Annotated in this window: 26 protein-coding genes; 17 read left to right on the top strand and 9 right to left on the bottom strand. The window is 55.2% G+C overall.

The genetic code is table 11. From position 1 onward, the window contains the following. The first annotated feature begins 82 nt into the window (after positions 1-82). On the top strand, positions 83-325 hold the full coding sequence (locus tag HOJ95_12385) for a hypothetical protein (GenBank protein ID MBT6395498.1): 243 nt from the start codon (positions 83-85) through the stop codon (positions 323-325). A gap of 54 nt (positions 326-379) precedes the next feature. On the opposite strand, the gene HOJ95_12380 is transcribed toward HOJ95_12385, so the two are convergent. Beyond that, positions 380-844, bottom strand: coding sequence for a chemotaxis protein CheX (locus tag HOJ95_12380; GenBank protein ID MBT6395497.1), 465 nt, complete (start codon positions 842-844; stop codon positions 380-382). 598 nt (positions 845-1,442) lie between these two features. On the opposite strand from HOJ95_12380, the gene HOJ95_12375 reads away from it, so the two are divergent. Then, positions 1,443-1,772: a response regulator gene (locus HOJ95_12375; GenBank protein ID MBT6395496.1), complete on the top strand. Its 330-nt coding sequence runs from the start codon at positions 1,443-1,445 to the stop codon at positions 1,770-1,772. A gap of 62 nt (positions 1,773-1,834) precedes the next feature. Here the strand turns inward: HOJ95_12375 and HOJ95_12370 are convergent, their stop codons facing one another. Next, a complete protein-coding gene (locus HOJ95_12370) occupies positions 1,835-2,719 on the bottom strand; it encodes an NAD(P)-dependent oxidoreductase (protein ID MBT6395495.1) in 885 nt (294 codons plus the stop codon). A 286-nt stretch (positions 2,720-3,005) separates the two neighbouring features. Here HOJ95_12370 and HOJ95_12365 point away from each other — a divergent pair, with 286 nt between their 5' ends. The 4 genes from HOJ95_12365 (at position 3,006) to HOJ95_12350 (ending at position 7,228) form a co-directional block, all read left to right on the top strand. Then, positions 3,006-3,599 (top strand): hypothetical protein, encoded by a 594-nt coding sequence (locus HOJ95_12365; protein MBT6395494.1) that lies wholly within the window; start codon positions 3,006-3,008, stop codon positions 3,597-3,599. Between the two features lie 50 nt (positions 3,600-3,649). After that, positions 3,650-5,410: a chloride channel protein gene (locus HOJ95_12360; GenBank protein ID MBT6395493.1), complete on the top strand. Its 1,761-nt coding sequence runs from the start codon at positions 3,650-3,652 to the stop codon at positions 5,408-5,410. Between the two features lie 118 nt (positions 5,411-5,528). Further along, complete coding sequence (locus tag HOJ95_12355) at positions 5,529-6,548, top strand: Gfo/Idh/MocA family oxidoreductase (GenBank protein ID MBT6395492.1); 1,020 nt, start codon at positions 5,529-5,531, stop codon at positions 6,546-6,548. 20 nt (positions 6,549-6,568) lie between these two features. Beyond that, complete coding sequence (locus HOJ95_12350) at positions 6,569-7,228, top strand: 1-acyl-sn-glycerol-3-phosphate acyltransferase (protein ID MBT6395491.1); 660 nt, start codon at positions 6,569-6,571, stop codon at positions 7,226-7,228. Here the strand turns inward: HOJ95_12350 and HOJ95_12345 are convergent. Continuing rightward, positions 7,225-8,094: a xanthine dehydrogenase family protein subunit M gene (locus HOJ95_12345; protein MBT6395490.1), complete on the bottom strand. Its 870-nt coding sequence runs from the start codon at positions 8,092-8,094 to the stop codon at positions 7,225-7,227. The genes HOJ95_12350 and HOJ95_12345 overlap by 4 nt on opposite strands. Before the next feature lie 34 nt (positions 8,095-8,128). Then, positions 8,129-10,420, bottom strand: coding sequence for a xanthine dehydrogenase family protein molybdopterin-binding subunit (locus HOJ95_12340; protein MBT6395489.1), 2,292 nt, complete (start codon positions 10,418-10,420; stop codon positions 8,129-8,131). Positions 10,421-10,645: 225 nt separating this feature from the next. On the opposite strand from HOJ95_12340, the gene HOJ95_12335 reads away from it, so the two are divergent. From HOJ95_12335 to HOJ95_12305, 7 genes are all read left to right on the top strand, one after another. Then, positions 10,646-11,392: an SDR family oxidoreductase gene (locus tag HOJ95_12335; GenBank protein MBT6395488.1), complete on the top strand. Its 747-nt coding sequence runs from the start codon at positions 10,646-10,648 to the stop codon at positions 11,390-11,392. Positions 11,393-11,414: 22 nt separating this feature from the next. Next, complete coding sequence (locus HOJ95_12330) at positions 11,415-12,119, top strand: sulfurtransferase (protein ID MBT6395487.1); 705 nt, start codon at positions 11,415-11,417, stop codon at positions 12,117-12,119. A 502-nt stretch (positions 12,120-12,621) separates the two neighbouring features. Further along, positions 12,622-13,632 carry an ABC transporter substrate-binding protein gene (locus HOJ95_12325; GenBank protein ID MBT6395486.1) on the top strand — a complete coding sequence of 337 codons (1,011 nt, stop codon included), beginning with the start codon at positions 12,622-12,624 and terminating at the stop codon, positions 13,630-13,632. A 98-nt stretch (positions 13,633-13,730) separates the two neighbouring features. Continuing rightward, the gene (locus HOJ95_12320; GenBank protein MBT6395485.1) at positions 13,731-14,522 is read left to right on the top strand and encodes an ABC transporter ATP-binding protein; all 792 of its coding nucleotides are present in this window, start codon (positions 13,731-13,733) and stop codon (positions 14,520-14,522) included. Next, positions 14,509-15,339 (top strand): ABC transporter permease, encoded by an 831-nt coding sequence (locus HOJ95_12315; GenBank protein MBT6395484.1) that lies wholly within the window; start codon positions 14,509-14,511, stop codon positions 15,337-15,339. The genes HOJ95_12320 and HOJ95_12315 overlap by 14 nt, the downstream gene beginning before the upstream one ends. After that, on the top strand, positions 15,336-16,196 hold the full coding sequence (locus HOJ95_12310; protein ID MBT6395483.1) for an ABC transporter permease: 861 nt from the start codon (positions 15,336-15,338) through the stop codon (positions 16,194-16,196). The genes HOJ95_12315 and HOJ95_12310 overlap by 4 nt, the downstream gene beginning before the upstream one ends. Then, complete coding sequence (locus HOJ95_12305) at positions 16,197-16,562, top strand: hypothetical protein (protein MBT6395482.1); 366 nt, start codon at positions 16,197-16,199, stop codon at positions 16,560-16,562. It begins immediately after the preceding gene. A 130-nt stretch (positions 16,563-16,692) separates the two neighbouring features. Here the strand turns inward: HOJ95_12305 and HOJ95_12300 are convergent, their stop codons facing one another. Next, positions 16,693-17,124, bottom strand: a complete 432-nt coding sequence (locus HOJ95_12300; GenBank protein MBT6395481.1) for a cupin domain-containing protein — start codon at positions 17,122-17,124, stop codon at positions 16,693-16,695. Positions 17,125-17,279: 155 nt separating this feature from the next. On the opposite strand from HOJ95_12300, the gene HOJ95_12295 reads away from it, so the two are divergent. After that, positions 17,280-18,041, top strand: a complete 762-nt coding sequence (locus tag HOJ95_12295) for an SDR family oxidoreductase (GenBank protein MBT6395480.1) — start codon at positions 17,280-17,282, stop codon at positions 18,039-18,041. A 79-nt stretch (positions 18,042-18,120) separates the two neighbouring features. Here the strand turns inward: HOJ95_12295 and HOJ95_12290 are convergent, their stop codons facing one another. The 3 genes from HOJ95_12290 to HOJ95_12280 all read right to left on the bottom strand — a co-directional run bounded on the left by HOJ95_12290 (position 18,121) and on the right by HOJ95_12280 (position 21,702). Further along, on the bottom strand, positions 18,121-20,274 hold the full coding sequence (locus HOJ95_12290) for a TRAP transporter fused permease subunit (protein ID MBT6395479.1): 2,154 nt from the start codon (positions 20,272-20,274) through the stop codon (positions 18,121-18,123). Positions 20,275-20,401: 127 nt separating this feature from the next. Next, the gene (locus HOJ95_12285) at positions 20,402-21,388 is read right to left on the bottom strand and encodes a TAXI family TRAP transporter solute-binding subunit (protein MBT6395478.1); all 987 of its coding nucleotides are present in this window, start codon (positions 21,386-21,388) and stop codon (positions 20,402-20,404) included. 113 nt (positions 21,389-21,501) lie between these two features. After that, on the bottom strand, positions 21,502-21,702 hold the full coding sequence (locus tag HOJ95_12280; GenBank protein ID MBT6395477.1) for a hypothetical protein: 201 nt from the start codon (positions 21,700-21,702) through the stop codon (positions 21,502-21,504). Between the two features lie 63 nt (positions 21,703-21,765). Between HOJ95_12280 and HOJ95_12275 the strand changes: the two genes are divergently transcribed. Beyond that, entirely contained in the window at positions 21,766-22,809 is a 1,044-nt protein-coding gene (locus HOJ95_12275; GenBank protein MBT6395476.1) for an extracellular solute-binding protein, read from the top strand. Positions 22,810-22,922: 113 nt separating this feature from the next. Here the strand turns inward: HOJ95_12275 and HOJ95_12270 are convergent, their stop codons facing one another. Beyond that, on the bottom strand, positions 22,923-23,549 hold the full coding sequence (locus tag HOJ95_12270; protein MBT6395475.1) for a UbiX family flavin prenyltransferase: 627 nt from the start codon (positions 23,547-23,549) through the stop codon (positions 22,923-22,925). A 160-nt stretch (positions 23,550-23,709) separates the two neighbouring features. On the opposite strand from HOJ95_12270, the gene HOJ95_12265 reads away from it, so the two are divergent. Both HOJ95_12265 and HOJ95_12260 read left to right on the top strand, forming a co-directional pair. Further along, entirely contained in the window at positions 23,710-24,702 is a 993-nt protein-coding gene (locus tag HOJ95_12265; GenBank protein ID MBT6395474.1) for a DUF898 family protein, read from the top strand. Between the two features lie 5 nt (positions 24,703-24,707). Next, a complete protein-coding gene (locus HOJ95_12260) occupies positions 24,708-25,808 on the top strand; it encodes a M48 family metallopeptidase (protein ID MBT6395473.1) in 1,101 nt (366 codons plus the stop codon). Positions 25,809-25,898 lie beyond the last annotated feature (90 nt).

Genomic DNA, 25,898 nt, shown 5'->3' with positions numbered 1-25,898 from the left:
ACAACCGGGAGCGGCTCTACGCTGAGGACCCGGAAACAGGTGAAATAGAAATTGGCACCGGCATTAGCGAGGAGAAAATTCATTGAATGATTTGAGCAAGAGGCGGCAACTCGGAAGAGAGATGGCCGAGCGAATAAGCCAACTAGTTACGGAAAAAATACCCGGTATCGACAAAGATATTCGATTTACCTACATCGAGGACAGCTTTCGCCTGTGGTGGGGCGACAGAGGAGATCCAGAAACCACACTGCTCATTACATTCGAGCAACTCCAAACGCTTGACAACAACGAGCTCAAGCAGGTCATCCGAAACTCAGCCAACTAACACTCAACCACTATCGAAAATGCGGAAAACCGTTAATAGCTGCTACGCGTTTCCTCAAGAGGCAAAAGAGGCCTCGATATAGAAATTTCCATGCTCCGTACTGAAAGGAATCATCAAGGTAGTGCCAGATGCGGAAACGTGTCTTATTGTATGGTCCTTTCCCCGCACGACAGTGGGAATGGCCGCAGTAAAATCAAAGCCCAGTTTCTGAAGCTGGGATCGCGCGTCGCCCGAAATCATATTCGTCAACTCGCCAACAGCATCTGCTACATCCTCGTTCATTTCCGAAAATTGCTCGCCAATCATATTTTCTACGATCTTTAGCGCACATGATTCGGAAAAACTTACAGCCAGCGACCCCTCCGAATACCCCGTCAGACCGATGATTCCAGTGATGTCTCCAACGGCGACATCCGTTTCTTTAATTTGGGGCTTACCCGGTTTCGGCGAAAGCATGGCCATGGTGCTCAGCACATTAACCGTCGCCTGAAGAAAAGGATTCAAAAACTCAGCTTTCATCGTTCCCCCCGCAGACAAAACATAACAAAAAAAACGATCTCTTAAAGATCACACTTCTGTAAGAACATCCCAAGATATAACACATAGGTTCTTAACACCAAAGTACAAACACACGACAGCAGAAAAATTCAACGGAGAGAATTTCCACCTAATTCAAAGGTTTATTTAAAAAATTCAACTTTACCATTTACCTGATCTTAACAACCAAATCTTTTTCTGCTCGAACTACGAAAACCGCCAAACCTCGTTCGTATCAAAAACTTACTGCCTTACCAAACGCTATATTTCGCCTTCAATGAGACAATCGAATTCACAACATTTGCTTTATTATGTGCTTTTCGATACAAGCCTGCATCGCCCCAAACAAACACCAAGGAACTACTGAATATTCTCCGTATTTTTTTTCTAACAAAAAAATTACAATCTACAAACAATCTCCTATTCGAAAGGGTTTGACGAATCCGGCCAAATGTAATCAAATAGCCATGTGATATTCTTGATCTAAAGCCTAGGTTTATCTATCACTAGGCTAAACTGGAACCGGAGGCACGTTTTGGACCCTAAGATAAAAGTTCTCGTAGTTGACGACTTTGCAACAATGAGAAAAGTGGTGCGTAACATGCTCCGCCAGATGGGCATTGACAATGTATCCGAAGCCGAAAATGGCGACGAAGGCTTCCGGATGGCTAAAGCTGGAGAATTCGGCCTGATAGTCTCGGATTGGAACATGCCCATCATGACGGGTCTTGAATTCCTCAAGGCTGTTCGGGCGGACGAAAACACGAAAACCACCCCGTTCTTGATGGTAACGGCCGAGGCGCTCAAGGAAAATATTATCCAGGCCATTCAAGCAGGAGCTTCTAACTACATCGTCAAACCCTTCACGCCACAAGTTTTCGAGGAAAAGCTCAGCGCCATTTTCAAATAGACTTGGCAAAGTGGGGGGCGCAACACTTCATCGAGCACTTGTCCGCCTCCCGCTCTTAGAGCTTAGCCGAGGTTGGCCAGTTCTTTATAGATTCTAAAAATCGAGCTACCATCCTCGTCCTGTCGCCCCTTGCTCCTCTGAGCCATATAGAATTGCTCAAGAAGCCCTCCCAGCGGCACAGGCACGTCCATATCCTTGGCCGACTGAATCGCACATTCAAGATCCTTTAAAACGATCCATATCGGCCCCGAGGGCGGATAATTATCGGCAAGCATGTCTTTGCCTCGTACATCGAGGACATTAGAGCCGGCTGCGCCCGCGCAAAGCGTCTCAAGCATGACATCGGGAGAAATACCCGCCTTGAGCCCCAAAGTCATCCCCTCTGCAGCCCCGGCCATGTTGATGAATAGAACCAGGTTCACCACCAGCTTGAGTTGCGCTGCGTGGCCGTTTTCCTCCCCCACAAAAATCGTCTTCTTGCCGATGGCATCAAAGGCAGGCCTCGCCAGCTCGAAAGCGGCCTTGGGACCCGAACTCATGACAACCAGATCCTTCACCGCCGCTTGCTTGCCGACCCCGCTCACGGGTGAATCGAGCCAGTTCATGCCCTTCTCCTCGGCGTGCCCTGCCATCGTGCGTGAGAATTTAGGCGGAACCGTGCTCATATCCGCTATAATCGCGCCCGCCAAGGCCCCCTCGAAAACTCCGTCCGGCCCGCACACCGCCTTCTCCACCACACCGTAATTAGGTAGGGAAGTCATAATTAGCTGCGCCTCCTTGGCCACATCGGCAGGCGAGGCCGCCCGCCGAAGGGCCTTTCCCTTAAATTTTTTGTACATCGCGTCTTCGGGATCATACCCAGCCACCTCGAAGCCAGCGTCTAAAAGGTGCCCGGCAAAGGCGCCACCCATTACTCCCAATCCAACCACACCCACCTTAATGCCCATGGGATTTCACTCCTTTCACAGACTGATTAAATGAAAATCGATTCAAGATGATGCCACTCTAGCCCGGCGAGGCAGAGGCGGTAAAGCAAAGAACAATTATTCCCATACCCTTGGTATCGAGAACAATATCCCCAAAATGTGTATGAGAGCTCCCTCGACGCCCCCGTTTCCTTCCTGACTGCCCATAGCAGTTCCCTCTCCCCTCTGGAATGCGCTAATATCGTTATCTCGTCCCATCGGCGGCAATTTGCCCCGAACCGAACACTCTCAGGGGAGAATACATTTCATGCCACGCCCCAGTTACTCGTTCGAAGGCGTACAGCACGTCGCCCTCAAAGTCGCGAACCTGGATGATTCCATCAAATTTTACACCGAAATCCTCGGATTCAAAATTTCAGAAAAATATGCACCTGGCGAGCATCCGATATTTCCTGTCGGCTTGTGTTTCCTCAGGTGCTCGACCCTTCATCATGATCTGAATCTTATCTCCTTCCCCAAGGATGCCGGAGACATGTCCCATTTGCGCACAGAGGATCAGGGCCCGGTCGCCGATTTGGGTTATCACCATTTTGCCCTTATGGTTCCTGGTCGCAAGGAATACGAAGCCTGGAAGGATTGGATTCTTGAGAACAACATCAATATCGTCCGTGGCCCCGTCGTTCACAGCCCGACCCACCCCGAGGGAGACGGCACCTGGGGCGAGAACCGCGCCTTTTATTTTTGCGACCCTGACGGCCATCGCATCGAAATTTTTTGTGAGATGGCGCTCCTAGATCATGAGACGAATGCCATTGATCCAGAATGGTTCGCCGAGCGACTGAGACAAGAAGGACACGACCCCTCAAAATACGCGCCTGCTCCACCCCAGATGCGTGAGTAAATTGATTCATCACTCACCACGAACCCCTAATCGATTTTTAAGGCACGAAAATGGAAAATAAAAGTTTTAAGCTCAGGCTCCTTGAGTGGATCCACCATTTCAATGTCAACGAAGAGACGATTTTCTTCTCCTTGACGATCGTCGTTGGGATCGTAGCGGGCCTCGCAGCCGTCGCCTTTCATCTCTCGCTCGGCATCGCGCATAAATTCTTTTTCGGCACCTCGGACATATCCGCCGTCCTGAGGCCTTGGTACCTCATCCCCCTCATTCCCGCCGGTGGGGCTCTGGCCGCAGCCCTTTTGCTCCGCCTGATACCCGAGGCGCGGGGAAGCGGAATCCCGCAAACGACCATCGCCTACATCGTTCATAATGGTGTGATTCCAGCGAGAGTCTGGATAGGCAAATTTGTGATCGGCGTCCTCAACATTGGAACCGGATCAAGTCTCGGCCGTGAGGGACCAACGATTCAGATATGCGCGGGCATAGCAAGCTGGTTTGGCCAAATTTTCTCGTTAGGCCGCACGAGTATTCAATCTCTTGTCCCGGTCGGAGCGGCTGCGGGCCTCGCAGCCGCTTTCAACACCCCCATCTCGGCGGTTACTTTTACGCTCGAGGAGTTGGTCGGCGATCTCAACGCCCGAGTCCTGGGCTCCATCGTGGCGGCATCCATCGCGGCCTCAATTGTCACTCGCGCCATACTTGGGAATAATCCGGCCTTCTTGATTCCGCCCTACTCCCTGAACTCCTACCTGGAGCTCATCCCCTACGCCATTGTCGGGGTGGTATGCGCGGGAATCAGTGTGATTTTCAAGCGCGGCCTTCTCACCCTGCGAGGTAGGTGCCTCCATCTTTCGGCCGTAAAAGCCGTGCTCATCACGGCCTTGGGCGGGCTGGCCATCGGCATTATCGGCATCTGGGTTCCCCATATCTTTGCCGTGGGCTACCCTTGGGTTACCAAAGCCCTCACCGAGGGCTACTCAATCTGGTTCTTTCTCGTCCTGCTAGTGCTCAAGCTTGTTGCGACCATCATCTCCTACGGAACGGGCTCATCGGGCGGAATTTTTGCACCTACACTTTTTATGGGCGCAATGGCAGGCGGCGCCGTCGCCACCATTACGGACTTTCTGTTTCCAGAATTAATTATCGGCCCTGGCAGCTATGCCCTTGTCGGAATGGGCGCGGCCTTTGCGGCAATCGTCCGCACCCCCATGACATCGGTCATCATGATTTTTGAATTAACCCAGGACTACAACATCATTCTCGCCCTCATGGTCGCAAATTCGGTTTCCTTTGTACTGTCCAGGTACTGGGAACCCGAGCCGATTTACAGCGCCCTCTCAAGCCAAGACGGCGTCCAGCTGCCAAACCATGAGACGGAACACTTACTTCACGAAATCCATGTGGTTGACGCCATGATCTCGGACGTCTCAACCCTTTGGGCCCGGATGCCGGTGAAGGACGCCCTCGATCAGGCCGAAAATTTCACTTTTACCGGCTTCCCCGTTGTTAACGACGACGGTCACATGGTTGGAATTATTAGCGAGGCAGACCTTCGCCAGGCTCATGCACAGGGCAAGGATGAAGAGCCCATTATAGAGGCAGCGACGACGAGCTACATCCTTCACGCTCATCCGGATCAATCGCTCGACTCGGTGATGGCCAAACTAGGGGACAGACAGATATCCCGCCTCCCCGTCGTAAGCCGTGCCGATCCGACGCGTCTGCTCGGCATCATAACCGCAGAGGATGTAATGAAAGCATTCGGCAAGACGCTGGCAAGAGTTCGCCATGACGACAATTCACACGCCTGAGACTTAACAAGCATCACCCTAATCGGGCGTGGGTAAGCCGGGGAGAAAAATTCTGCCAAAAAAGGTAGAATCTTTAGACATCAGCAAATCACCCTTCGGGTGTGGAGGAAGTCGAACAATGAATAACGAAAGTAGCGTGCGTGCCTGTCTTGTCGGCCTTGGCTGGTGGGGCGGTGAATTTGCCCGCGCGGCTAAAAAGGCAGAAGGAATAGAAGTGACGGCTGGTTTCGCAAGAACAAGAGAAACCCGCGAGGCGTTTGCAAGCGAGCACGGATGCCGACCGGTTGAAAGCTGGGAGGATGTCCTCAAGGACAATGAGGTTGATGCCGTCATTCTCGCCACCCCGCATTCGCTTCATGCCCAGATGGTTGAGGAGGCGGCCTCGGCAGGAAAACATGTTTTTGTCGAAAAACCCTTCGTGTTGAGTGTACCCGAGGGGCAACGCGCCATTGCCGCCTGCGAGAAGGCTGGTGTGCGCCTCGGTGTTGGCCATCAGCGGCGCTATCAGCCCGCCCATCGCCAGCTAAAGCAATTGATCGACTCTGGCAAAATGGGCCAGGCCATACAGGCCGAGGCCAATTTTTCCTACGGTTTTGCCGAAAAACTAGACGCCGCAAGCTGGCGCGCCGGTGCAGACGAGAGCCCATCTGGCTCCATGACTGGTCTCGGCATTCACCACGCCGACAATCTCCAGTATCTGCTTGGCCCCGTGAAAAGCGTGTTCGCCTCAAGCCGCTCTATGAGCTCGCAGACAAATCTCGACGATGTGACGGCCGCACTCCTTGAATTCGAATCGGGCGCCCACGGCTACCTCGGCTCCAATATGCTCACCCCCAAGGTGTATTACATTCAAATCTTCGGGACAGACGCAAACGCTTGCGCCGAGGACGAGGGCAGACGCCTCACGGTCCAGCGCAAAGGCGCTGACAAACCCGAGGTGCGCGACTGGCAGGTCGAGGGCGACCCCACTTCAATAAACGTGGTGGACGAGCTAGCCGATTTCGCCGCTGCCATCAAAGAGGGACGCGCGCCCGAGGTGGATGGCCATGCCGGTCTTCGTGCCGCCGCCGTTGTCGAGGGCATCACCCTCTCGTCTCGTGAAGATCGCAAAGTAGAGCTGGCCGAGCTCTACGAATAGCCCGCCCACGACTAGGCGATATGATGCAAGGAGCGCCAGAGAAACTCCCGCCTAATTGGCAGCCGCCATGGCTCAAGGCGATGTTTCGCGGTTATTTTCAGATGGCCTTTGGCGAGGTGAGTGTGCGCGGCCTAGATCAAATACCCGCCAAGGGACCGCTCATCATCGCCTCGACCCACCGAAGCTACCTTGACCCGCTCATTTTGGGCGGCTTTATCTCCCGACCCTTCTCAGCCATGAGCAAGAGAGAGCTTTTTTCCAATCCGCTTTTTGCCCGCCTCATCACGAAGCTAGGCGCATTTCCGGTGGACCGGGAAAAAACACGCAATTCAACATTCCGAACCGCCGTGCAAATTCTCCGCAAGGGAGATGCCCTGGTCATTTTCCCCGAAGGGGGGATCGTGAATTCTTTGGGAGAACAAGGATTCAAGGAGGGCGTGGGTTTGATCGCCGCAATGACCAGCGCGCAGGTCCTTCCCGTCTACCTCTCGGGGGCGAACACACTCTTCACCTGGCCGGATGGTTTAACAAACGACACCCGGCTAGTCATCCACGCAGGAGAGTTAATTGAGCCTATGGGCACCGGCGGCAAGGAGAGTCGCGTCCGGATAGCCCAGAAGATAGCGAGCGCCCTGGGAGCGCTAGAGCGGGATAACCTTAAGGAGATCGAAGCTGGTTAATCTGCGGGCTGAATCGCTTGCTCGATGGTTCGACGTATAAATACGGGCGTCACCTGACGGCGGTAGTCCTCGCTGGCCCGGATATCGCTCAACGGCTCCAAATCATCAAGAGTCGAGGCGAGCACTTCGTTGATCGCGGGACGAGAAAGCTCTTTGCCTTTAAGCCCCTCTTCCACAGCGGTCAATCTCCTGAACACAGGCTCGACGCCGCCCAGGCCGATCCGGATCTCCCGGCACGTTTTACCATCCTCCTCGGTGAGGACAGCCGCCGAAATCGAGATACAGGGCTTATCTTCTTTCGAGCGCGTGGTGAACCGCGTAAATCCAGTGCGAAATCCGAGGGGCAATGGGTCAATTTCAATTCCGGTGAGCAATTCATCCTCACCAAGAGCCGTCTCGTAGTAGTCTGTCCAGAACTGATTGGCTGGAATTGTCCGCGAGCGGCCATCTACTTTTTTGACCATCATCTTCGCCTCAAGCACGAGAAGCGCGGCGGGCGGGTCCGAGGCAGGCTCAGCGAAAATGATATTGCCGCCAATGGTACCCACATTTCGTATTCGGATGGTGGCAACATTGTGGAACACCTCGGCCAAAAGCGGCATTTTATCTTGAATCAGCGCAGAGGTTTCGATATCGCGGTGCGGTGTTCGCGCACCGATGCGAATCCCGCCAGAGGAACTCTCCTCGACATATACAAGCTCCTCAACACCCGATATGTCGATAAGCGCTTCGGGCTCATATACCCGGGACTTCATCAGTATTGAAAGCGCGATGCCGCCAGCATAAATCTTTCCCTCATCCCCATACTTACGCATCGCGGCAAGGGCCTCGTCAACGGATTTCACTGGAACATATGTAAACGCCACGAAACAACCTCTTAGAAATGTTTAACAGGGCCGATTAGGAGGCCGCAGATTCTTTTTCCTTGAGAGCAGTCAAAACCTTCTCGGGTGTGATGGGAAGGCTCTTAATTCGAACGCCCACAGCATCATATACCGCATTAGCAATGGCCGCCGAGGTGCCGAGCTGAGCCATTTCCCCAAGTCCTTTGGCCCCATACGGGCCAGTCGGGTTCTCCGTCTCGATGAGAATCGTTTCGAGTTCGGGAACATCCTGGGTCGTGGGTAGCTTGTAATCGAGCCAACTAGGGTTCACGGGCTGGCCATTTTCAATTTGATAGTCCTCGGTCAGCGCATACCCAACGCCCATGAGCGCGCCGCCCTCGATCTGGCCCATAGCCCCAGCCGGGTTCACCACCGTGCCCACATCGTTGGCGCAAATTATTTTCTTAACATCGATATTTCCGGTTTCGGTGTCCACCTCGACGATGGCCAGCTTGGCGCCAAAGGCGTAGGCCGCCGACCAGTTGCCGTAGCCCGTAACGGGGTCGGGGTCCTCACTCGGCGAATCGTAGCTCGCAGAAGTGTAAACAGCCTCGCTGCCCTGCTTGTCGTAAATCTTCATGTAGGCCTCTGTGTGCGAGACAGAGTTATCGGGTGCGCTTTTGACGAATATCCGGCCCTCACGGGCATCGAGGTCGTTGGTGTCGCACTCTAAAAGCTGGGCGGCGCCTCGAAAGAGCATATCCCTCGCCTCAAGGGCCGCAAGGCGGGTTGCTTGTCCGTCGATGGTGGTGGTTCGAGAGCCCCTTACGCCCCAGCCATAGGGGTTTACTGCTGTGTCTCCGTTGAGAATCCGCACGTCCTCGACTCGGACACCCAGCGCCTCGGCGCAAATCTGTGATAGCGCTGTGTTCGTGCCGTTGCCCATCTCGATGGTGCCCGAGAGCACTTCGACGGTGCCGTCCTTATTCACCTTGATGAACGCGCCCGCCGTCTCGGGGCCCATCGCTCGAGCCCCGGTAAAATGGACTGCCGCGCTCAGGCCGTAGCCCGTGCACTTGCTGTCATTCTTGGGCCGCTCTTCCTTCCAAGGAACACGCTTAATTGCCTCGGTGACGCATTGGCTCATGCCGCAGCTGGTGATCTTCGCACCAATAATGGTGGTGTCACCTTTCTGGACAAAATTCTTGAGGCGAAATTCAGCCGGGTCCATGCCGATTTCTTTCGCGTGGTGGTCCATCGCCAACTCGGTTCCAAACGAGTATCCGCCGTTGCCCACACCGCGCATGGCGCCGCCATAGGAGGCATTCGTATAGACAACATTGGCATGGTGACGGTAGGCCTTGAAATTATAGAGGCTCCCCCCCATATGCGCGGTGATGGCGCCGACAATCGGGCCATAGTCCGAGTATGCGCCATTGTCCACTGTCATCCGCATTTCGCGGGCGAGCAGCATACCGTCCGCGTCCGTCGCCATGCGGATGATGTGGTGCTGGCTCGATCGAAAGGTCGAGAGGATGAACTCCTCTTCTCTGTCGTAATAAAATTTCACCGGACAACCAAGTTTCTTCGCCGCAATGATGGAGAGAAAGTCAATGTTGAACTTGCTCGTAGCCTTGCCACCGAAACCGCCGCCAACGAAGTTGGTGATTACCCTCACCTTCGATTCGGGGATGTGTAGGAGTTTTGAGAAATATTGATGAGAAAGGCTCGGGCACTGCGATGAGTTATAGACTGTCAGATTTCCGCTCGCCGACCATTCGGCAATGGAAACATGCGTCTCAAAACAGCAATGCGCCTGACGCGAGGAAGAAGTGGATATCTCGCTGACGTGCGCCGCCTCCTTGAAGGCCTTATCAACTTCACCAAATTCCATGTGCTTGGTGAAAGCAATGTTATCCGGTTTTGCCTCGTGAATAACGGGCGCCCCCTCCTGCATCGCTTCAAACGGATCGAAGACGGCAGGCAGGTCCTCGTATTCAACCTCAATGAGGTCGAGCGCATCCTTGGCAACCTCCTCGCTCGTCGCCACGACGGCCGCCACCGATTCGCCGATAAAGCGCACCTTGCCCCGTGCCAGCGGCACCTGGTCGTAGCACACGGGCATGACGCCCCACTTGAGATCATCGGGCATATCCTCGCCCGTGAGGACGAGCCTAACGCCAGCAAGCGCCTCGGCCCGGCTCGTGTCGATATTTTTAATCAGGGCGTGGGGCATTTCGCTAGCCTTGAGCTTGCCATAGAGCATCTTTGGGAGCTGAAGGTCGAGCGTATAGACGGCGCGGCCAGTCACTTTCTCGGGGGCGTCCACACGGGGAACGCTTTTTCCAATGTAAGCTAGCTCTGGCATGGCTCTCCCATCCGCACGGCTCAAGGACCAACGGATAAACAGGCGAAATTATCTTTCAGGAAGTCTAGCAATGAGGGCGAGACGAAACAAGACTTATATAATCAGGTTAGGCGCATCCCGCCCCCCTGAAGTATCTATCGATTGAGCCCAGAGGTGGGGCGTGTTAAGGCTATATTCATACTAAATATCCATCACATGATTTCTCGTATATAAGGAGCCGCACATATGCCCATTCGATTTGAATTCACCGGGCGCAAGGTAATCCTCACCGGGGCCGCTGGAGACATCGGCAGCCGGATTCTCGAAGGATTTCTCGGCGCCGGAGCCCGCGTGTTCGCCACCGATCGCCCGGGAGAGCGCCTCGATGCCTTAAGCGGGTCTGCCGATCAACTAAAAAAAGCGGGCTGCGATTTGACCGATGTTGATGACATTCGCCAGACGATGCGCGGCGCCCTTGAATGGCTTGGCGGCTGCGACGTGCTGCTCAACGTGGCGGGTTACATGCCCATCCGTGAGACACTCGGCCTTACCGAAAAAGACTGGTCAGATGTTCTCGGGGTGAACCTTCTGGCTCCTTACTTCGCTATCCAGGAGACTATCGAGGCGCTCAAGGCCTCGCCCTCGGGACGGATCATCAGCTTCTCCTCCATCGCCGGAAAGATGGGCGGCATCGGCCCCAACATCCATTATTCGGCGGCGAAGGCGGGCCTGCTCGCGATTACTTTCAACCTTGCACGCGAGCTCGCCAAGACCGGCATCACGGTGAATTGTGTTCTTCCCGGCCCGGCAGACACGGGCCTTCACTTCGAGTCGCCACCCGAGATGCTATCCAATGCAACCAAGGCGCATCCCCTTGGGCGCCTCACCGTCCCCGAGGACGTATGGCCGGCGGTGATGTTCCTGGCAAGCGAGGAGGCGGGCCATATAAACGGCGAGGCGCTGGACGTAAACGGCGGATTCTGGACTGACTAACCATACCAAGGAGAATTTAAAGATGAGCACAGATAACCCCAAAGGCTACGAAAATCCCGATTTACTCTGGACCCCTGCACAACTCAAAGAGCGGATGGGCGATCCAAACTTGCGGATAATTGACACCCGGCCCGGCGAGAAATTCGCGATGGGACATATCCCGAACGCGAGGCACTTTAACGTCTACGGCATCAACTGCGATGACTCGGACGAGGCGCCACTCATGTCATTTATGAGAATGTGGGCCTCACTTCTTGGCCAGCGCGGGGTAGCGTTTGAGGACACGATTGTTTTCTACGACGATACGACGGGCAACACCTGTGTACGCGGGTTCTGGTTTCTTGAGCTTTTCGGACATAAAGATGTCCATGTTCTCGACGGTGGGCTCGACGCCTGGACACGCGCCGGCCTTGAAACAACACAAGACGCCGAGACACCATCGCCTGCGGCCTTCAACTTCAAGCTAGAGCTTGATCGAATCGCCACCCACAAGGATGTGCTCGCCGCCATCGACGACGACAACCACATACTCCTCGACACGCGGACCGAGGGCGAATGGCAAGGCACCACAGCGCGAGCCAAACGAGGGGGCGCCATTCCCGGCGCGACATGGCAGGAATGGACCCAGCACCTGACCCCCGAGGGTGAGATGAAGCCTGCCGATGAGCTTCGACGGCAGTTCGAGGCAATCGGCATAACACCCGAAAAGCAAGTCACGGCCTACTGACAGACCGGCTACCGTGCGGCGCACGGCTACTTGGCACTACGTCTCCTTGGTTACCAAAAGGTGCGTAACTATATGTCATCCTGGAGTGAGTGGGGAAACCGAGAAGGCATGCCCATCGAGAAGCTGGAATAGGGACTCCTATCGAAGAACCTTCATAATACAGCATTGTTTTTATTTTACTTACGAAGATAAATGAAAATTTCACCCCTATCCAAAGGCGCCATTCGCATCGCGAATTAATAGCCCATCTGCGCCAAAAATTCTAATTCCCTTTGTGAAATGAATAATCTGAAAATTAGGTTGTTGGACACAGCACGGTGTAGTGCTTTCGGATACGGCTCCCCGAGAGAAAATCTTGAAATCGGGGCCCTTCTTCCTTTATACTAGCGCACCTTAATTAACATCTACGCAGGGCAGTTTTCGATTACCTGGGCGCCGAAGTGCGGAATGATATTTTGGCCCACTAGAACCAGGATATTGCATCCTGGAGGAGACGAATCAGATGAAAACAGCACGAACTTCCATCGCTTTCGCCATGGCAGCAATATTCATGGCGGCGGGTACGGCCATGGCCGCTCCCAAGCTCAACCTCGGCGCCGCCAGCAACAACGGCGGAATGATCGTCTTTGCGGGCGTGGACCGGGGCATCTTCGCCAAACACGGCATCGACGCGAAAGCCGCCGTCCGCAACACCGGCGCCCAGCTCACCAAGTCCCTCAAAGCTGGTCAGATTGACTTTGCCCCGGCGGCGTTCACGAACCTTCCCGCCGCCCTTGAACGCGGCATCAAAGTACGCGGCGTCGTTGGCTATGTGGGCGCCTCATACTCAAAACCGACCACGGACGCCATGGTCGGAATTGCCGTGCGCCCGGGCACGGGCATCAGTTCCATCGCCGATCTGAAGGGCAGAAAAGTGGGCGCCACCTTTGGCTCCACTGGCGACCTTTACCTTCGGACGGTTTTGAGCAAGAGCGGCATCAACAAATCAAACTATCGCCGGATCAATGTGCGCCCCCCCAGCATCGTTTCACTTTTCGACTCGGGCGGCGTTGACGCCATGGTGGCCTGGGAGCCATATCTCACCCGTATGCTCGACAAAGTGAAGGGCGCCAAGCTCGTCTCGCGCGGCGGCGACCACGTTTGTTTCTGCGCTGGCATGCACGGCGATCCCGACACTGTCTATCGCGATAAAAAAGTAACGCAGGCGTTTGTAAACGGCATGGCCGAGGCGGCCGCTTGGGTACGCGATCCCAAGAATGCGGATGAGGTAGTAAAAATAGGCGTCCGCTATGTCCGCGGCGTCTCGCCCAAGCTCTTCAAGCGCACCCTTAAGTATTGGACCTACGATCCTCGTCTCGGGGAAAACACCTTCAAGGCCTTCAAGTTCTCGGTGAAGCAGCTCATCGCACAAAAGAAGATGAAGCGCCCCTATGACCCGAAGAAATATTTCGACCTCACGTTTATCAACCGGACTATGAAAGAGCATCCCGAATGGTTTAAGGATCTGAAATAAACCAAACGTGAGAATCAATTTTCAAAACAGCGGCCGGCGTCTTTAAAGCGAGGCGCCGGCCGCTTTAATAAAACGAAGATGAGATAAAGGCAAAACCCATGCCACCCAAACTGGTCGTCCAAGGTCTCTCGCACCACTATCCAGATGAATACACCGGCGAGGATGTTCACGCGCTCGACAACGTGAGCCTCGATGTCGATGAAGGTGTATTCGCGGCTGTCGTGGGTCCCAGCGGTTGCGGCAAGACAACGCTGCTGAACATCCTGGCAGGACTTCTCCCCTACAGTAATGGGCATGTGAAAGTAGACGGCGTGGACGTGAAAGGCCCTGGCCCCGACCGCGGCGTCGTGTTTCAGGAGCATGCCATCCTCCCCTGGCGGACGGTTGCCCGGAACATTGGACACGGCCTAGAAATACAGGGCATGCCCGGCCCGGAGCGCAAGAATCGGACACAAGAATTTATCGATCTCGTCAACCTGACGGGTTTTGAGGACCGCTATCCCCACGAGCTATCGGGCGGCATGAAGCAGCGCGTCGCCCTCGCCCGCACATTGTGCGCGAATCCGGTTGTAATGCTCATGGATGAGCCTTTCGCTGCGGTGGACGCCCAGACTCGCATAACGCTTCAAGAAGAGCTCAACCGCATCGCCATGGCAACGAAGAAAACCACTCTCCTCATTACGCACAACGTGGATGAGGCGGCTTTCCTTGGTGACAAATGTTTTGTCTTCACCAAGCGGCCCGGCAAGCTAAAGGCCACAGTCAACATCGACATTCCGCGCGACAAGCGCATCTGGCAAGATTTGCTCCACGATCCCGAATTCGTAGCCAAACGGGACGAAATACTCACACTCGTCCGAGAAGAGGTCTCCCCCAATGGCAACGACTAGCCCCAGCCTTTCGCCTCGGCCTAGAGTCGTGCCCTCGGCCCGCTGGCGCCGATTCACAAAAGGTGGGGGAGCCGAGCTTCTAATCATGGTTGTGGGAATACTCGTCCTCTGGTCAACAATTTCGAGTATGATTCCGAACCCCTCGCGTTATTTGCCCGCACCATTGACGGTGATTTTCTCCTCAAGCGATATGCTCTGGAAGGGACTTTTGCCCAATTATGTAGGCCAGACCATCTGGCGTCTCGTATTCGGCAGCATCCTCGGCCTCCTCGTCGGAATACCTTTCGGCATTCTTCTTGGCCTGAATCGCACCGTATCCGATATGTTCTATCCAATCCTCAACTTTTTTCAGTCGATCTCGGGCATCGCCATACTGCCCATCATCGTCGTCTGGTGGGGCAACAGCGAGCAAACTGTTTTTACTGTCATTATCTACACGGCCCTTTTTCCCATTGCCTTTAATGTACTTGCTGGTGTTAGGGGCATACCGATAATTTACATCAACGTGATGCGCTCGCTCGGCGCAAGCCATATGCGCATCATCCGTGACGTTATTATCCCGGGTGCAATGCCAAACATCGCGACCGGCGCCCGGCTGGGCATCGGCTTTGCGTGGCGGGCTGTCATCGCGGGCGAGATGTTGGTTGGAAAGCGCGGGCTTGGCTGGATGATTTTCACGGCCCAGGACACTGACCACACAGACCAGGTAATTCTAGGGATGCTGATGATTGGAACCATCTGGATTCTTATCGATCGCTTTGCGCTTCGACCGATAGAGGCGGACACCATTCAGCGTTGGGGGCTCGTCCAACGATGAATGCCATCCAAACCATTTCGATAACCATTCAAAAACGATTCGGGCGCCAGCGCATCCGAAAAATAATTCTGGGCTCCATTCCGTTCATTGTTCTGCTCACCCTTTGGCGTATGAACACCGTCAACGAATGGCTACCCCCCGTCTTCATACCACCAATGGCCTCGGTCGCAGAGGCAATTGTCATCCTCCAGGACGAGTGCACGGGCCTGGGCGGCATTTTTTCCATGAATCCCGGCTGCCAGTTCACGAACCACGTTCTATCGAGCATGGGCCGTGTCGGTTTGGCTCTAATAATCGGCGTGCCCATGGGAATTGCTTTTGGCGTCCTTGCCGGCATGAATCGGCGCATCAGCAACGCCCTTGAGCCCATAGGCGTATTTGCCAATGCCATCTCGGGCATTGCCTGGGTGCCACTGGCCATCGTTTGGTTCGGCATCGGGGCTATGACGACCCTGTTCATCCTTCTCAATACAATATTTTGGCTTGTTTTTTTCAACACCCTTCTCGGGGTCAGAGGCGTGCCAAGGGTCCTCGAAAACAGCGTTCTCACGCTGGGTGGAAATCGATTGAACATCATCACTCAGGTTTATATTCCGGGTGCCCTTCCGAGTATCGTCACCGGCGTTCGGATGAGCATGGGCTTCGGCTGGCGCGCGCTCATCGCCGCCGAGATGATTGGTGGCACAAGCGGATTGGGTTTCATGATTTTCGTCTCGGCCTCGGAATACAAAATAGAAGAAGTTTTCCTGGGAGTGATCGTCATCGCGGTCATCTGGATGATAACCGACCGCTCGTTGCTCGTGCCGCTGGAAAAATGGACCATCCAGCGCTGGGGCCTTGTCTGGAGGCCATCCTAAATGGCACAGAGCCAGACACCAGCCAAAAGAAAAGAAAATTGGAGCAGCCACCCTACGTTCCGGTTTCTCGTTGCGACATCCCTTATCTTTGGCCTCTACTGGGGCTGGGGTTATGTTACTGGTCCCTCGAAAATTTCTCCTGCCCTTTGGGCCGTGCTTGAGAAAAACCCGAGCGAGGTGGACATCACCGTAACGACAGTGTTTCCGCCCGAAGAATTTCATATATCGATATATCAACAACTGGGCAGCATGCGGGGCGTCAGAAATTCGACCGCCGCGCTGTTTTCAATGAGCGTGTCCGACATGAAAACATTATCTCGCTACTACTGGGTTGATAGCATCGACGCCATCCCAAAGAAAAAATAAGCACCACCGGGGCATCCCCTAAACCGAGCCATAGCCTCCCTTCCCCTTATGTGTGCAGCACCTCCATTTGTGATGCCCTATTCTGTCCCCCATTACTTTATTGGGAATCTCCTCGAACACTACCAGCGGCTTATTTATTGCCCTTGTCGTCAATATTTTTTTCAATTTCGCCGTGGTCCATTTTCCGGCGCGCCATTTCCCTGAAAACCTTTTCATAACCAGGCGGCGAAAAAATCCAAAGCATCTTGATCGGCACCTTCCCTGAGTTATGCACCCCGTGGGGGATGCCGGACGGGAGAAACACACTCATCCCCGGCCCAACCTCAAGGAGCGCGCCGTCAATTTCCACCTCACCTTCGCCCTCGTGAAAGAAAAGAATCTCCTCTTCCACTTCATGAAGATGCACAGGTATTCTCCCGCCAGGCGGAATCTCCTGGGTGCCCATACTAAGATGGGCCGCACCCGTGTTTTTCGGATCAACCTGAATTCGCCAGCCCCGGGGCTCGGCCACATCATCCATCCCGACCCGCTCGCCCTCTCCCCATTTCTTCACGTACGCCATTCGCTCTCCTCCTCGCTCGCCCGATTGTCTTCACGCCCACCACGGTTCATTCTATCAAGAGTATGTACAAAGAGCCGTCACGGATATTCTCAATGCCGTAGAGTGCTCCGGTCCAGCAGGCAACAACAATTACGCTCCTATTGGAGGAATCCACCTTGAAGCGATTTGAGAAACGCACCGTCATCGTCACGGGAGCAGGTGGAGGCATTGGCCGGGCCACTTCCCTTCGACTCGCCAGGGAGGGCGCCCTCGTTATTTGCATGGACATCGCCGACTCAAGGGAAGAAACGGCGCGCCTCGCCAACGAGAAAGGCGCATCAGCGGGCGGCAGGAGTGTGGCTGCGCATCTAGACATAACTGATCCCGAGGGCGTGACGCGGGAGATGGCTGGCGTCATTGAGACCCACGGCCCCATTGATGTGCTCGTCAACTGCATCGGCGGTGGCAAGCCCCTCGCCTCTCTCGACATCGACGAGGCGGCCTTCGAGGCCATGTTCGAATACAATGTCAAAAGCACCTACCGTGCCTGCTGGGCGCTCCTGGCGCATATGCGCGAGAAGAAATCAGGGAGAATCGTGAATTTTTCATCTGTGGCCGGACGCTCGGCCAGTGTGCTCCAAGGGGCACATTACTCAAGTTCGAAATCCGCCGTCATCGGCCTCACCCGCCACCTTGCCCGCGAATTCGGCCCCGAGGGCATCAGCGTCAACGCTGTCGCTCCGGGCGTTATCCTCACCCCGCGCATTCAGGCCCAAATGAGCCCCGAGCAGGAGGCAAACACCATCGCCGCCACACCACTGGGGCGCATCGGCACGGCCGAGGATGTAGCCGGTGTCGTCGCTTTTCTCGCCTCGGATGATGCGCGCCACGTCACCGGCGTGACCATCGATGTGAATGGCGGCTATTTTCTGGGATGAATTTCCCTCTTATAACCAAAGCCTGACTACAAATAAAAAGCCCCGACCGAAGCCGGGGCCTTATGAAAACCAAGTGTCTTTATGTGGCATCCGCTTGTGGCGTGTCTCTCCCGATATCAATAACGGGAGGCTCTACATAAACTTTAGGCCGAGAATTCTGCATGAACAGATTTCCCGCCATCAGTGCGAGCCCCGCCAGTTTAAACCAGATTCCGTTCCAGAAGAGCAAAAGCGAGGCGGCGGAAAGCATTCCTCTGTCCGTCCACGTCAGCAAGCGAATGAAGTAGCCCTCCAGCACCGCCGCCGATGCGATGAAGCCGAGCGACGCCCCCACCCAAACCATAATCACATCGCTCCAGGGGCCGTCCATGAGAATGCTCGTGTAGGCCATGAGCAGCGGGACAACATACAGGGGCTTGGCCAGTTTGAGAGACGTAAAGCCCGTTGTCATCGGATCGCATTGGGCGATGCCAGCCGCGATGAATGCGCCAAGCGCAAAGGGCGGCGTTAGCGCCGCGTCCTGACTAAGCCACAGAACGATCATGTGCGAGGTCAGCATCGAGAGGCCAAGTTCCTGAAGGGCCGGTCCCGCGAGGATGATGATGAGGATATAGCTTGCTGTGATCGTCATCCCCATGCCGAGAATATAGCTCGCAAACGCCACCAGGACGACAGCAAGGAATATGAATCCGTATGAGTAGGACAGAATGATTAGCGTCATCTTTTGGGCAAGGTCGGGGTGCGTCACCCCGGTAAGAACGAGACCCATAACACCTGCCGTGGCGCCGATAACAAGCGAGTTGACCGAGCCTTGAACGAAGGCGCCGGAGATTTCCGTCATGATGCGGCGAGACTCCTCCTGCCGCCAGGCCGCCAGACAAGCCAGCGCCGTGTAGAGATAGAGCATGTCGCCGCCGTAAAGGGTGCTGGCGAGGAATACGGCGCCCTCGATTTTGAGAAGATACCAGCATTTTTGCCTAATTGTGCTGAAAACAATGGCCGCCGCGATTGCCCAGAAACCGGCGAAGAACGGGGAGAATTGCAGAATCAGCAACATGATGAGAATAGCAACCGGGGCCAGAAGGATACCGTCCTTGCGAAGAATTCCCCAGAAATCCGGCAGGTCTTCCTTATCAAGCCCTTGCAGGTTATGACGATTGGCATAGAAGTGAACAGACATGAAGACGGACAAATAATAAAGAAGTGCGGGCACCAGACTGATCAGGGCCACGTGCCAGTAAGGCGTCTCCGTCATGGCAGCGAGTATGAAAGCGGTCGAGGCCATGATCGGCGGCATCAAATGCCCCCCGATGCTGGCCACGGCCTCGGTCGCCGCAGCGAAAGTGGGCTTGAAGCCTGCCTTTTTCATCAAAGGAATTGTAAAAGTGCCGGTGATGACAATATTCGCCGCCCCGCTGCCGACTATCGAGCCGACCAAGCCGCTTGATACGACGGCGGCCTTCGCCGCTCCGCCCTTGTAGCGGCCCACGAGGGCGAAGGAGAGATCAATGAACACATCGCCCACCCGGGTTGCCTGAAGCAAGGCGCCGAAAACAAGGAAAATAAACACGACCTGGGCATAAACCCGTGTAATGACGCCGTATATTCCTTCCTGGCTGTAGAGATAGCTCATTACATAGCCGAACTCGGCGCCCTTGTGGGCAAACAATCCGGGGGCGTGATTCCCCGCCCAGTCGTAAACAAGAAATATCACCGCAATCACGGGCAACACTAGCCCAAGAACACGACGGCACACCTCCCAGACGAGGCAGGCGGCGACGAAACCGAATACCACGTCGTTCCACTCGACAAAACCTGCCCTGTCTCCCCTCACCTCGTAGAAATAAATAAATTCACAAAGAATGAAGAACGAGAGTACGCAGAACAAAATATCGAAACCCGAAGGGCGATCCTGGGGCGAGGCATCCCGTGCTGGATAGAGCATGAATGTCAAACAAGAAGTGAAGAACAGGAACAAGGGCAACGTGAACTGCTCACCATAGTAAGGCAAATATGGATATTCGAGGGTCCGCAACTGCTGAAACATTTTCCAGTCTCTCGGACCAAACAACGTGTAGCTGCCGTTGACGGCGCCAAAGAGAAAATAAACGGCAAAAATAAAAGCTAAAACCCTGAGCGCCCACAGGTAGCCACCTGACAGCGTCCGGGATTGGGAGAGACCCGCACCGAGGAAATCACGTAACTTTTCTAAAACCAATTTCACATTGGACATATATTTATCCAGGAGAAGCCGTGAGGCCCCTTCGGCTTGAGGGTCAATAATATTTTAAGGACAAACAAAAAACCGCATCTTTCCGAGAAGGCCAAAGCCTTCCCGGAAAGATGCAATCAAACAATCTTTATTGAATGTTGGCAGGAATTTTGTGGCCCTGCTCTTTCCAATAGCGAGCGGCGCCCGGATGGACCTTCATGTTGATGGCACCCATCTGGTCGAGCGCGGGCGAAATTTTGAAGCCGGTGGCCCAACCCTTATGCACCCGGAGAAGGAACTGCTTGCCCTTCGCCGAGTAGTTCAGGCGCGTCACTTCATACACCACGTCTGCAGGAACCTTGCAGCCGGCGACCGTCCAGGCCGTGTAGCCGATGGTGGGAACAGGTTTGTCCTGCCCATCATAGGAATTTGCCGGAACGGTAATCGGGAAATAGGCCTTGTTCATGGTCAGCATCTTCTTGAGGACTTCGCCGTCCACAGGAAGAAGCGAAATAGGCTGGGCGGTGGAGAATTTAACGAACGCCGGCGAGGGCACCGGGTTCGGAATCGTGAAGGCGTCGAGCCGGTTGTCTTTCACGGCGTCGGCGGCGACGTTCCAGCCCAGATTCTCCTCGCGCACCTTGATGCCGGCCAGCTTTACGATGGTCCGCGTCATGAAGTGCGTGCTGCTGCCCTTCTTGGCGAAGCTGACGCGCTTGCCATTGAGATCCTGGAGGGTCTTGATGCCCGAGCTTTTCTTAACCCCGATATGGAACAACGAGGCGGTTCCGGGCCCAACACCACACTGGTTTTTATAGGGCTTTTTGAACATTTTCTTGCCCTTGATGGCCAGGTCCAAGAGCGTCGCGACGCCGAGCGCGAACTCGGCCTTGCCGGACTCAACCAACCGGATGTCCTCGACCGCACCACGCGTTGTGAGGTTGCTCATTTCGACCGTCTTCGATTCCTTGGAAATCAATGCGGCCAGGCCGCCCCAAATCACGTAGGCCGCCGCACCGGGGCCGGCGCTCGCCACAGATGTCTTCACTCGAGCCGCCATGGCACCCGGGGCTGCCAGGGCCACAACGACAAATACTGCGGTCAACATAACCACCGCTTTACGAATTCCACGCATCTTGAATCTCCTCTAGTAAGAGCAGGGATATACCCCACCAAGTAGCAAGTCCCATCCAAAATGGATGAGAGGCAATTAACCCCTTGACTTGAAATTCAACCTTTCAGTTTAACTTATGGTTTTAAAATGATAACGAAACGAGCGGTTGAAATCAACAATCTTTGTCCGAAATGATGAAGGTTTTCTAAAATGATTAGACCAATAATGCGCCTTATTTCAAGGATTTTACTTATATATATATAGTCGCGCAGGTCATTCATTTCGCCTGCCGCCACTTGCCCCATGGATAATCTTGAGTCCAGAATAGCGCTCATCCCGCCCCTGGGACGCCCGAGACTAATACAAGCGGAGAGAGCATTATCAAGCCATTCAAGTCGTTGTTTATACTGACATTTACTCTGGGGCTGTTCTCGGTCTCAGCCTCGGCGCAAAGAAGCGTTCTCCTCTACACTTCAGTGCCAAGTTCTCTGCTCAAACCACTCAAAAAGAGCTTTGCGAAAGCGAACCCGAATCTGGCGCTCCGTGTTTTTCGCGCCAGAGCGAGCACGGTCAACCGAAGGCTCACGGATGAATGGAGCGCGGGCCGCCCTCTAGCAGACGTCATATGGGCAGGAGACACCTCCCAGTTCATCGCTTATAAAAAAGCCGGGCGGCTTGTCCCCTACTCGCCGCCCGGCGCGGCATCGATACCGACTGATCTCAAGGATTCGGGAGGCGCGTTCCATGCCATTCGAATCATGCATCTCATTATCACCTATAAACCCCGTCCAGGATTTCGGTCACCGAAAAACTGGGATGACCTCACCAGCCTTTCCACCAGGAGGAATGCGCCACTTCGCCTCGCTATGCCATCTCCAGAAAAATCAGGTGCTAGCTTGGCTGGCATCTTTGCCTGGCAACAAACTCCTGCCCTGGGATGGCGCTTCGTAAGCCGTCTACTTGCAAGCAGCCCCCTTTTGACCGACTCCTTTGGCGAGGCAGCCAAAGCCCTCGACGAAAAAATAGCGGCCGCCACCATCCTCGCCGACTTCATCGCCTACCCTCTCAAAAAACGGGACCCGGCCATCCACATCACCTGGCCCGCCGAGGGCGCCGTCACCATCACGGGACCCGCTGGCATCCTGAAAAAAGAGAACACGAATCTTGGCGTGGGTCCCCTACGAGGCGCGAGGCGCCTGATGGATTTCCTTACCTCAAGACAAGCGCAACAGATTATTCGCAGGGGCGGACTCTACGCAGCGCGGGGGGACATCGCCCCACCCGAAGGGCGCCCTGCCCTGGGTCAGCTCAAGCGGCTCGCACCCGACTGGGGGGCACTTCTTGCTAACGAAAAAAAAATATTGTCCCGGATACGGGCAATGGTTTCGATGGCCAAAAAAAAGAAAGAACATTTAGAATCAGAAAATTCTAAAAAGAAGTGAGTAAAAACCCTCACATTACCTTGGTCCGTCAAACGATGACTCTCGCAAGAGGCTGACAGCCGTCAGACATTGAATGCTGCCAAATACTGACTGGTGTCAGATACTGACTCTCGTCAATTGACCGACTCGTCTCCGATGTCTCTTTCGTCCAGGACAGCACTGCTTTGTCCCCGCGAGTCTTGGCCCCGCCATTTTTCAAAAAGATTCTGCTCAAGACCAAGGGCGTTCAGCGTTTTGCCCACGACGTGATCAACGAGGTCATCGATAGACGCGGGATGAAAATAAAAACCGGGCGAGGCCGGCAAAATCATCACGCCCAGGCGTGAGAGCTTGAGCATGTTCTCGAGATGAATTGCCGAGAGCGGCATCTCGCGCACGAGGAGCACAAGCTTTTTCCTCTCTTTAAGGATGACATCCGCAGCCCGACCTACAAGCGTGTCCCCAATTCCGGCGGCGATCTGCCCAAGGGTTTTCACCGAACAAGGCGCAATTACCATGGCGTCGAAACCGGCGCTGCCACTGGCAGGCTCGGCTCCAATGTCGGCCTCGGGATGCGTGAAGTCGGCCCAACGGGCGAGATCCTCAAGATCGTAGTCGGTCTCGTGCCGGAGGACCCGGCGCCCGGCCCGGCTAACAACTAGGTGGCTCTCCACCTCCGGATATGCCTCGCCCAGAACCTTTATCAGGCGCGCGCCGTATATCGAGCCCGAGGCACCCGTAACGCCGACAATAAGTTTCACTTGGGGCTCCTCTTGCGAATTGACATTTGCCCTACCCAACTATAGCTCCGGTATACTACCCTTCCGCCTGCGGTGGTCCAACCCCAAATACCTGGACATCGCGATACCATGGCGCAGACAGTCATATGTGGTAGAGGTATTGCAACTTAAGGAGCAGGAAATGGAGACGATCAACACCCCCGCCCCCGAGGAGCAGCCTCGCCTTGAGATGCGCCAGTTGGGTAATCTCGGGGACCTGTTCCTCATCCATCTGGTCAACACCGCCCTCAAGTGGGTGACGCTCAGCATTTATCATTTCTGGGGGAAAACGCGGATAAGAGAATATCTCTGGAGCCATCAAAGCCTAGAGGGCGACCGGTTTGAGTACACGGGCACGGGCGGAAATCTTTTCGTTGGCTTCCTCAAGGCGGCCATCGTCGTCATCCTGCTCCTTATCCTGGCCCTGGCTCTCTATCTTGGAACCGAGGGGCCCGTCGGCCTTCTCTTTATCTCCTCGACCTTGCTCGTTTACCTGGTAAGCCAGTTCCTTGCCGCCGTCGCTGGCTACACCGCACGGGGCTATCTGTTGAGTCGAACAAGGTGGCGAAGCATCCGCTTTGGCCAAGGGGGCTCGGCCGTTGGCTACGCCGTACGCGCCATGGGGCTTGGTTTCATCGTCATCCTGACATTAGGGCTCTACTGGCCCTACCGGCGGCACATCCTCCTTAGCTACAAAATCAACCGCACCCACTTTGGAACAACGCCCTTTGCCTACAACGGCTCAGGGGGGGAGCTATTCGGCCAGTTCCTTCTGAGCTATCTGCTCACAATACCCACCCTCGGGCTCATCTGGTTTTGGTACGGAGCGCGGGAGGCCGCCTATGTCGCCGCGCACACCCAGCGCGAGGACTTAAAGTTTACGATTGGGTATACCTGGGGCCAACTTTTTTGGCTCCGGTCCGGCAATTTTCTCATCTCGATAGTTACCTTCGGGCTGGGATATCCCTGGGTGATTCTCCGAAACTTCCGTTTCCTCTTCACGCACCTCGAAATACGGGGCGAGATAGACTACGAGAGCATTCTCCAGAGCCAGGAGGCGGCCCCGAGTTCGGGCGAGGGGCTGGCCGAAATATTCGGCATGAGCGGAAGCTTCCTCGGTCTTGGAAGGATTTAGAAAAATTGTTCGAGGGAACCTATAACGACGGAAAATCGGCGGCCCGGCGCGATGTTCGCGTGAGCGTGACGATGAACCGCCTCCTCATTGTCGATGAAGGTGGCGCGGTCGGTGGTGCGACCGGCGGTGCCACCGTTGACGAGTGGCCCATCGAGGGGCTCCGCCTCGCGGGAGAGATTTACCGAGGCGATCAACCGGTGCGCATCTCCCACACTGCAAGGGGCGAGGCGCTGCTAACCTTCAAAGGCCAGGAAATCCTTGCTGCCCTTCCGGGCCTTTCGGGCACTAGCGGGCGCTGGTCCTGGCGGCGGCGCATCGCCACCTGGGCGGGCATCCTTGTCGCCATCGTCGGCATAATGATCGCGGCGCTTGCCGCCGCCCTGCCCTGGGCGGTGGACCGCCTTTCCGAATATATCCCGCCCAAGGTCGAACGCACCTTCGGCGCCGGGGTGATGGCTGCTCTCGGCACGCAGTACGCCACCTGCCGCTCTCCTGAGGGCGATGAAGCGCTGGCCTTTCTTGTGGGTCGGCTCGCCGCCGGACGAGAATTTAAAAATCCGATAAGAATTCGCGTTTTCCGCTCAAAGATTTCGAACGCCTTCACAGCGCCGGGCGGCTATATCGGCATTTTCGATGGCCTCTTCCGCAACACCCGGACGCCAGAGGAGTTCGCAGGCGTTCTTGCCCATGAGATGGGCCATGCCCGGCTGCGCCACCCCGAGAAATCGCTGCTTCGCCAGGGAGGGCTCGCCATTTTATTCGCCGCCATAACCGGTGATCCCTCGGCACTGGCTGCCTCGGGCGGTGAGTTTGCAAAAAAACTTCTTCACCTCTCCTTCACCAGAGAGGCCGAGCTTGAATCAGACGGCGAGGCCGTCGACATGCTCAACCGAGCCGGTATGGGTTCAAAGGGGCTCTCTCGATTTCTAAAACGCCTCGAAAAAAACGCCCCGGATCTCGCCAAAGGGGGGTACTTCTCCACCCATCCGGGAGCGAGCAAGCGCATCGCCGCCATGCGGAACAAAACCCGCCCGGGTCGCCCCCCAATGAGCGCTGTCGAGTGGACCGCCGTCAGACGAATGTGCGCGAATACCGGTAGCTGGTAGGAAAATTCAAGCGGCACTTTTTAACACAAAACTAGAACAACCGAATCCCCAGCACTTTGACCTGGAGCATGTAGATCGGGGTGCAGGCGC

Source organism: Nitrospinaceae bacterium (genome assembly GCA_018669005.1).
Lineage (GTDB): Bacteria > UBA8248 > UBA8248 > UBA8248 > UBA8248 > UBA8248.
The sequence above is the reverse complement of the archived record's forward strand: the minus strand, read 5'-3'. Positions and strand labels throughout refer to the sequence as shown.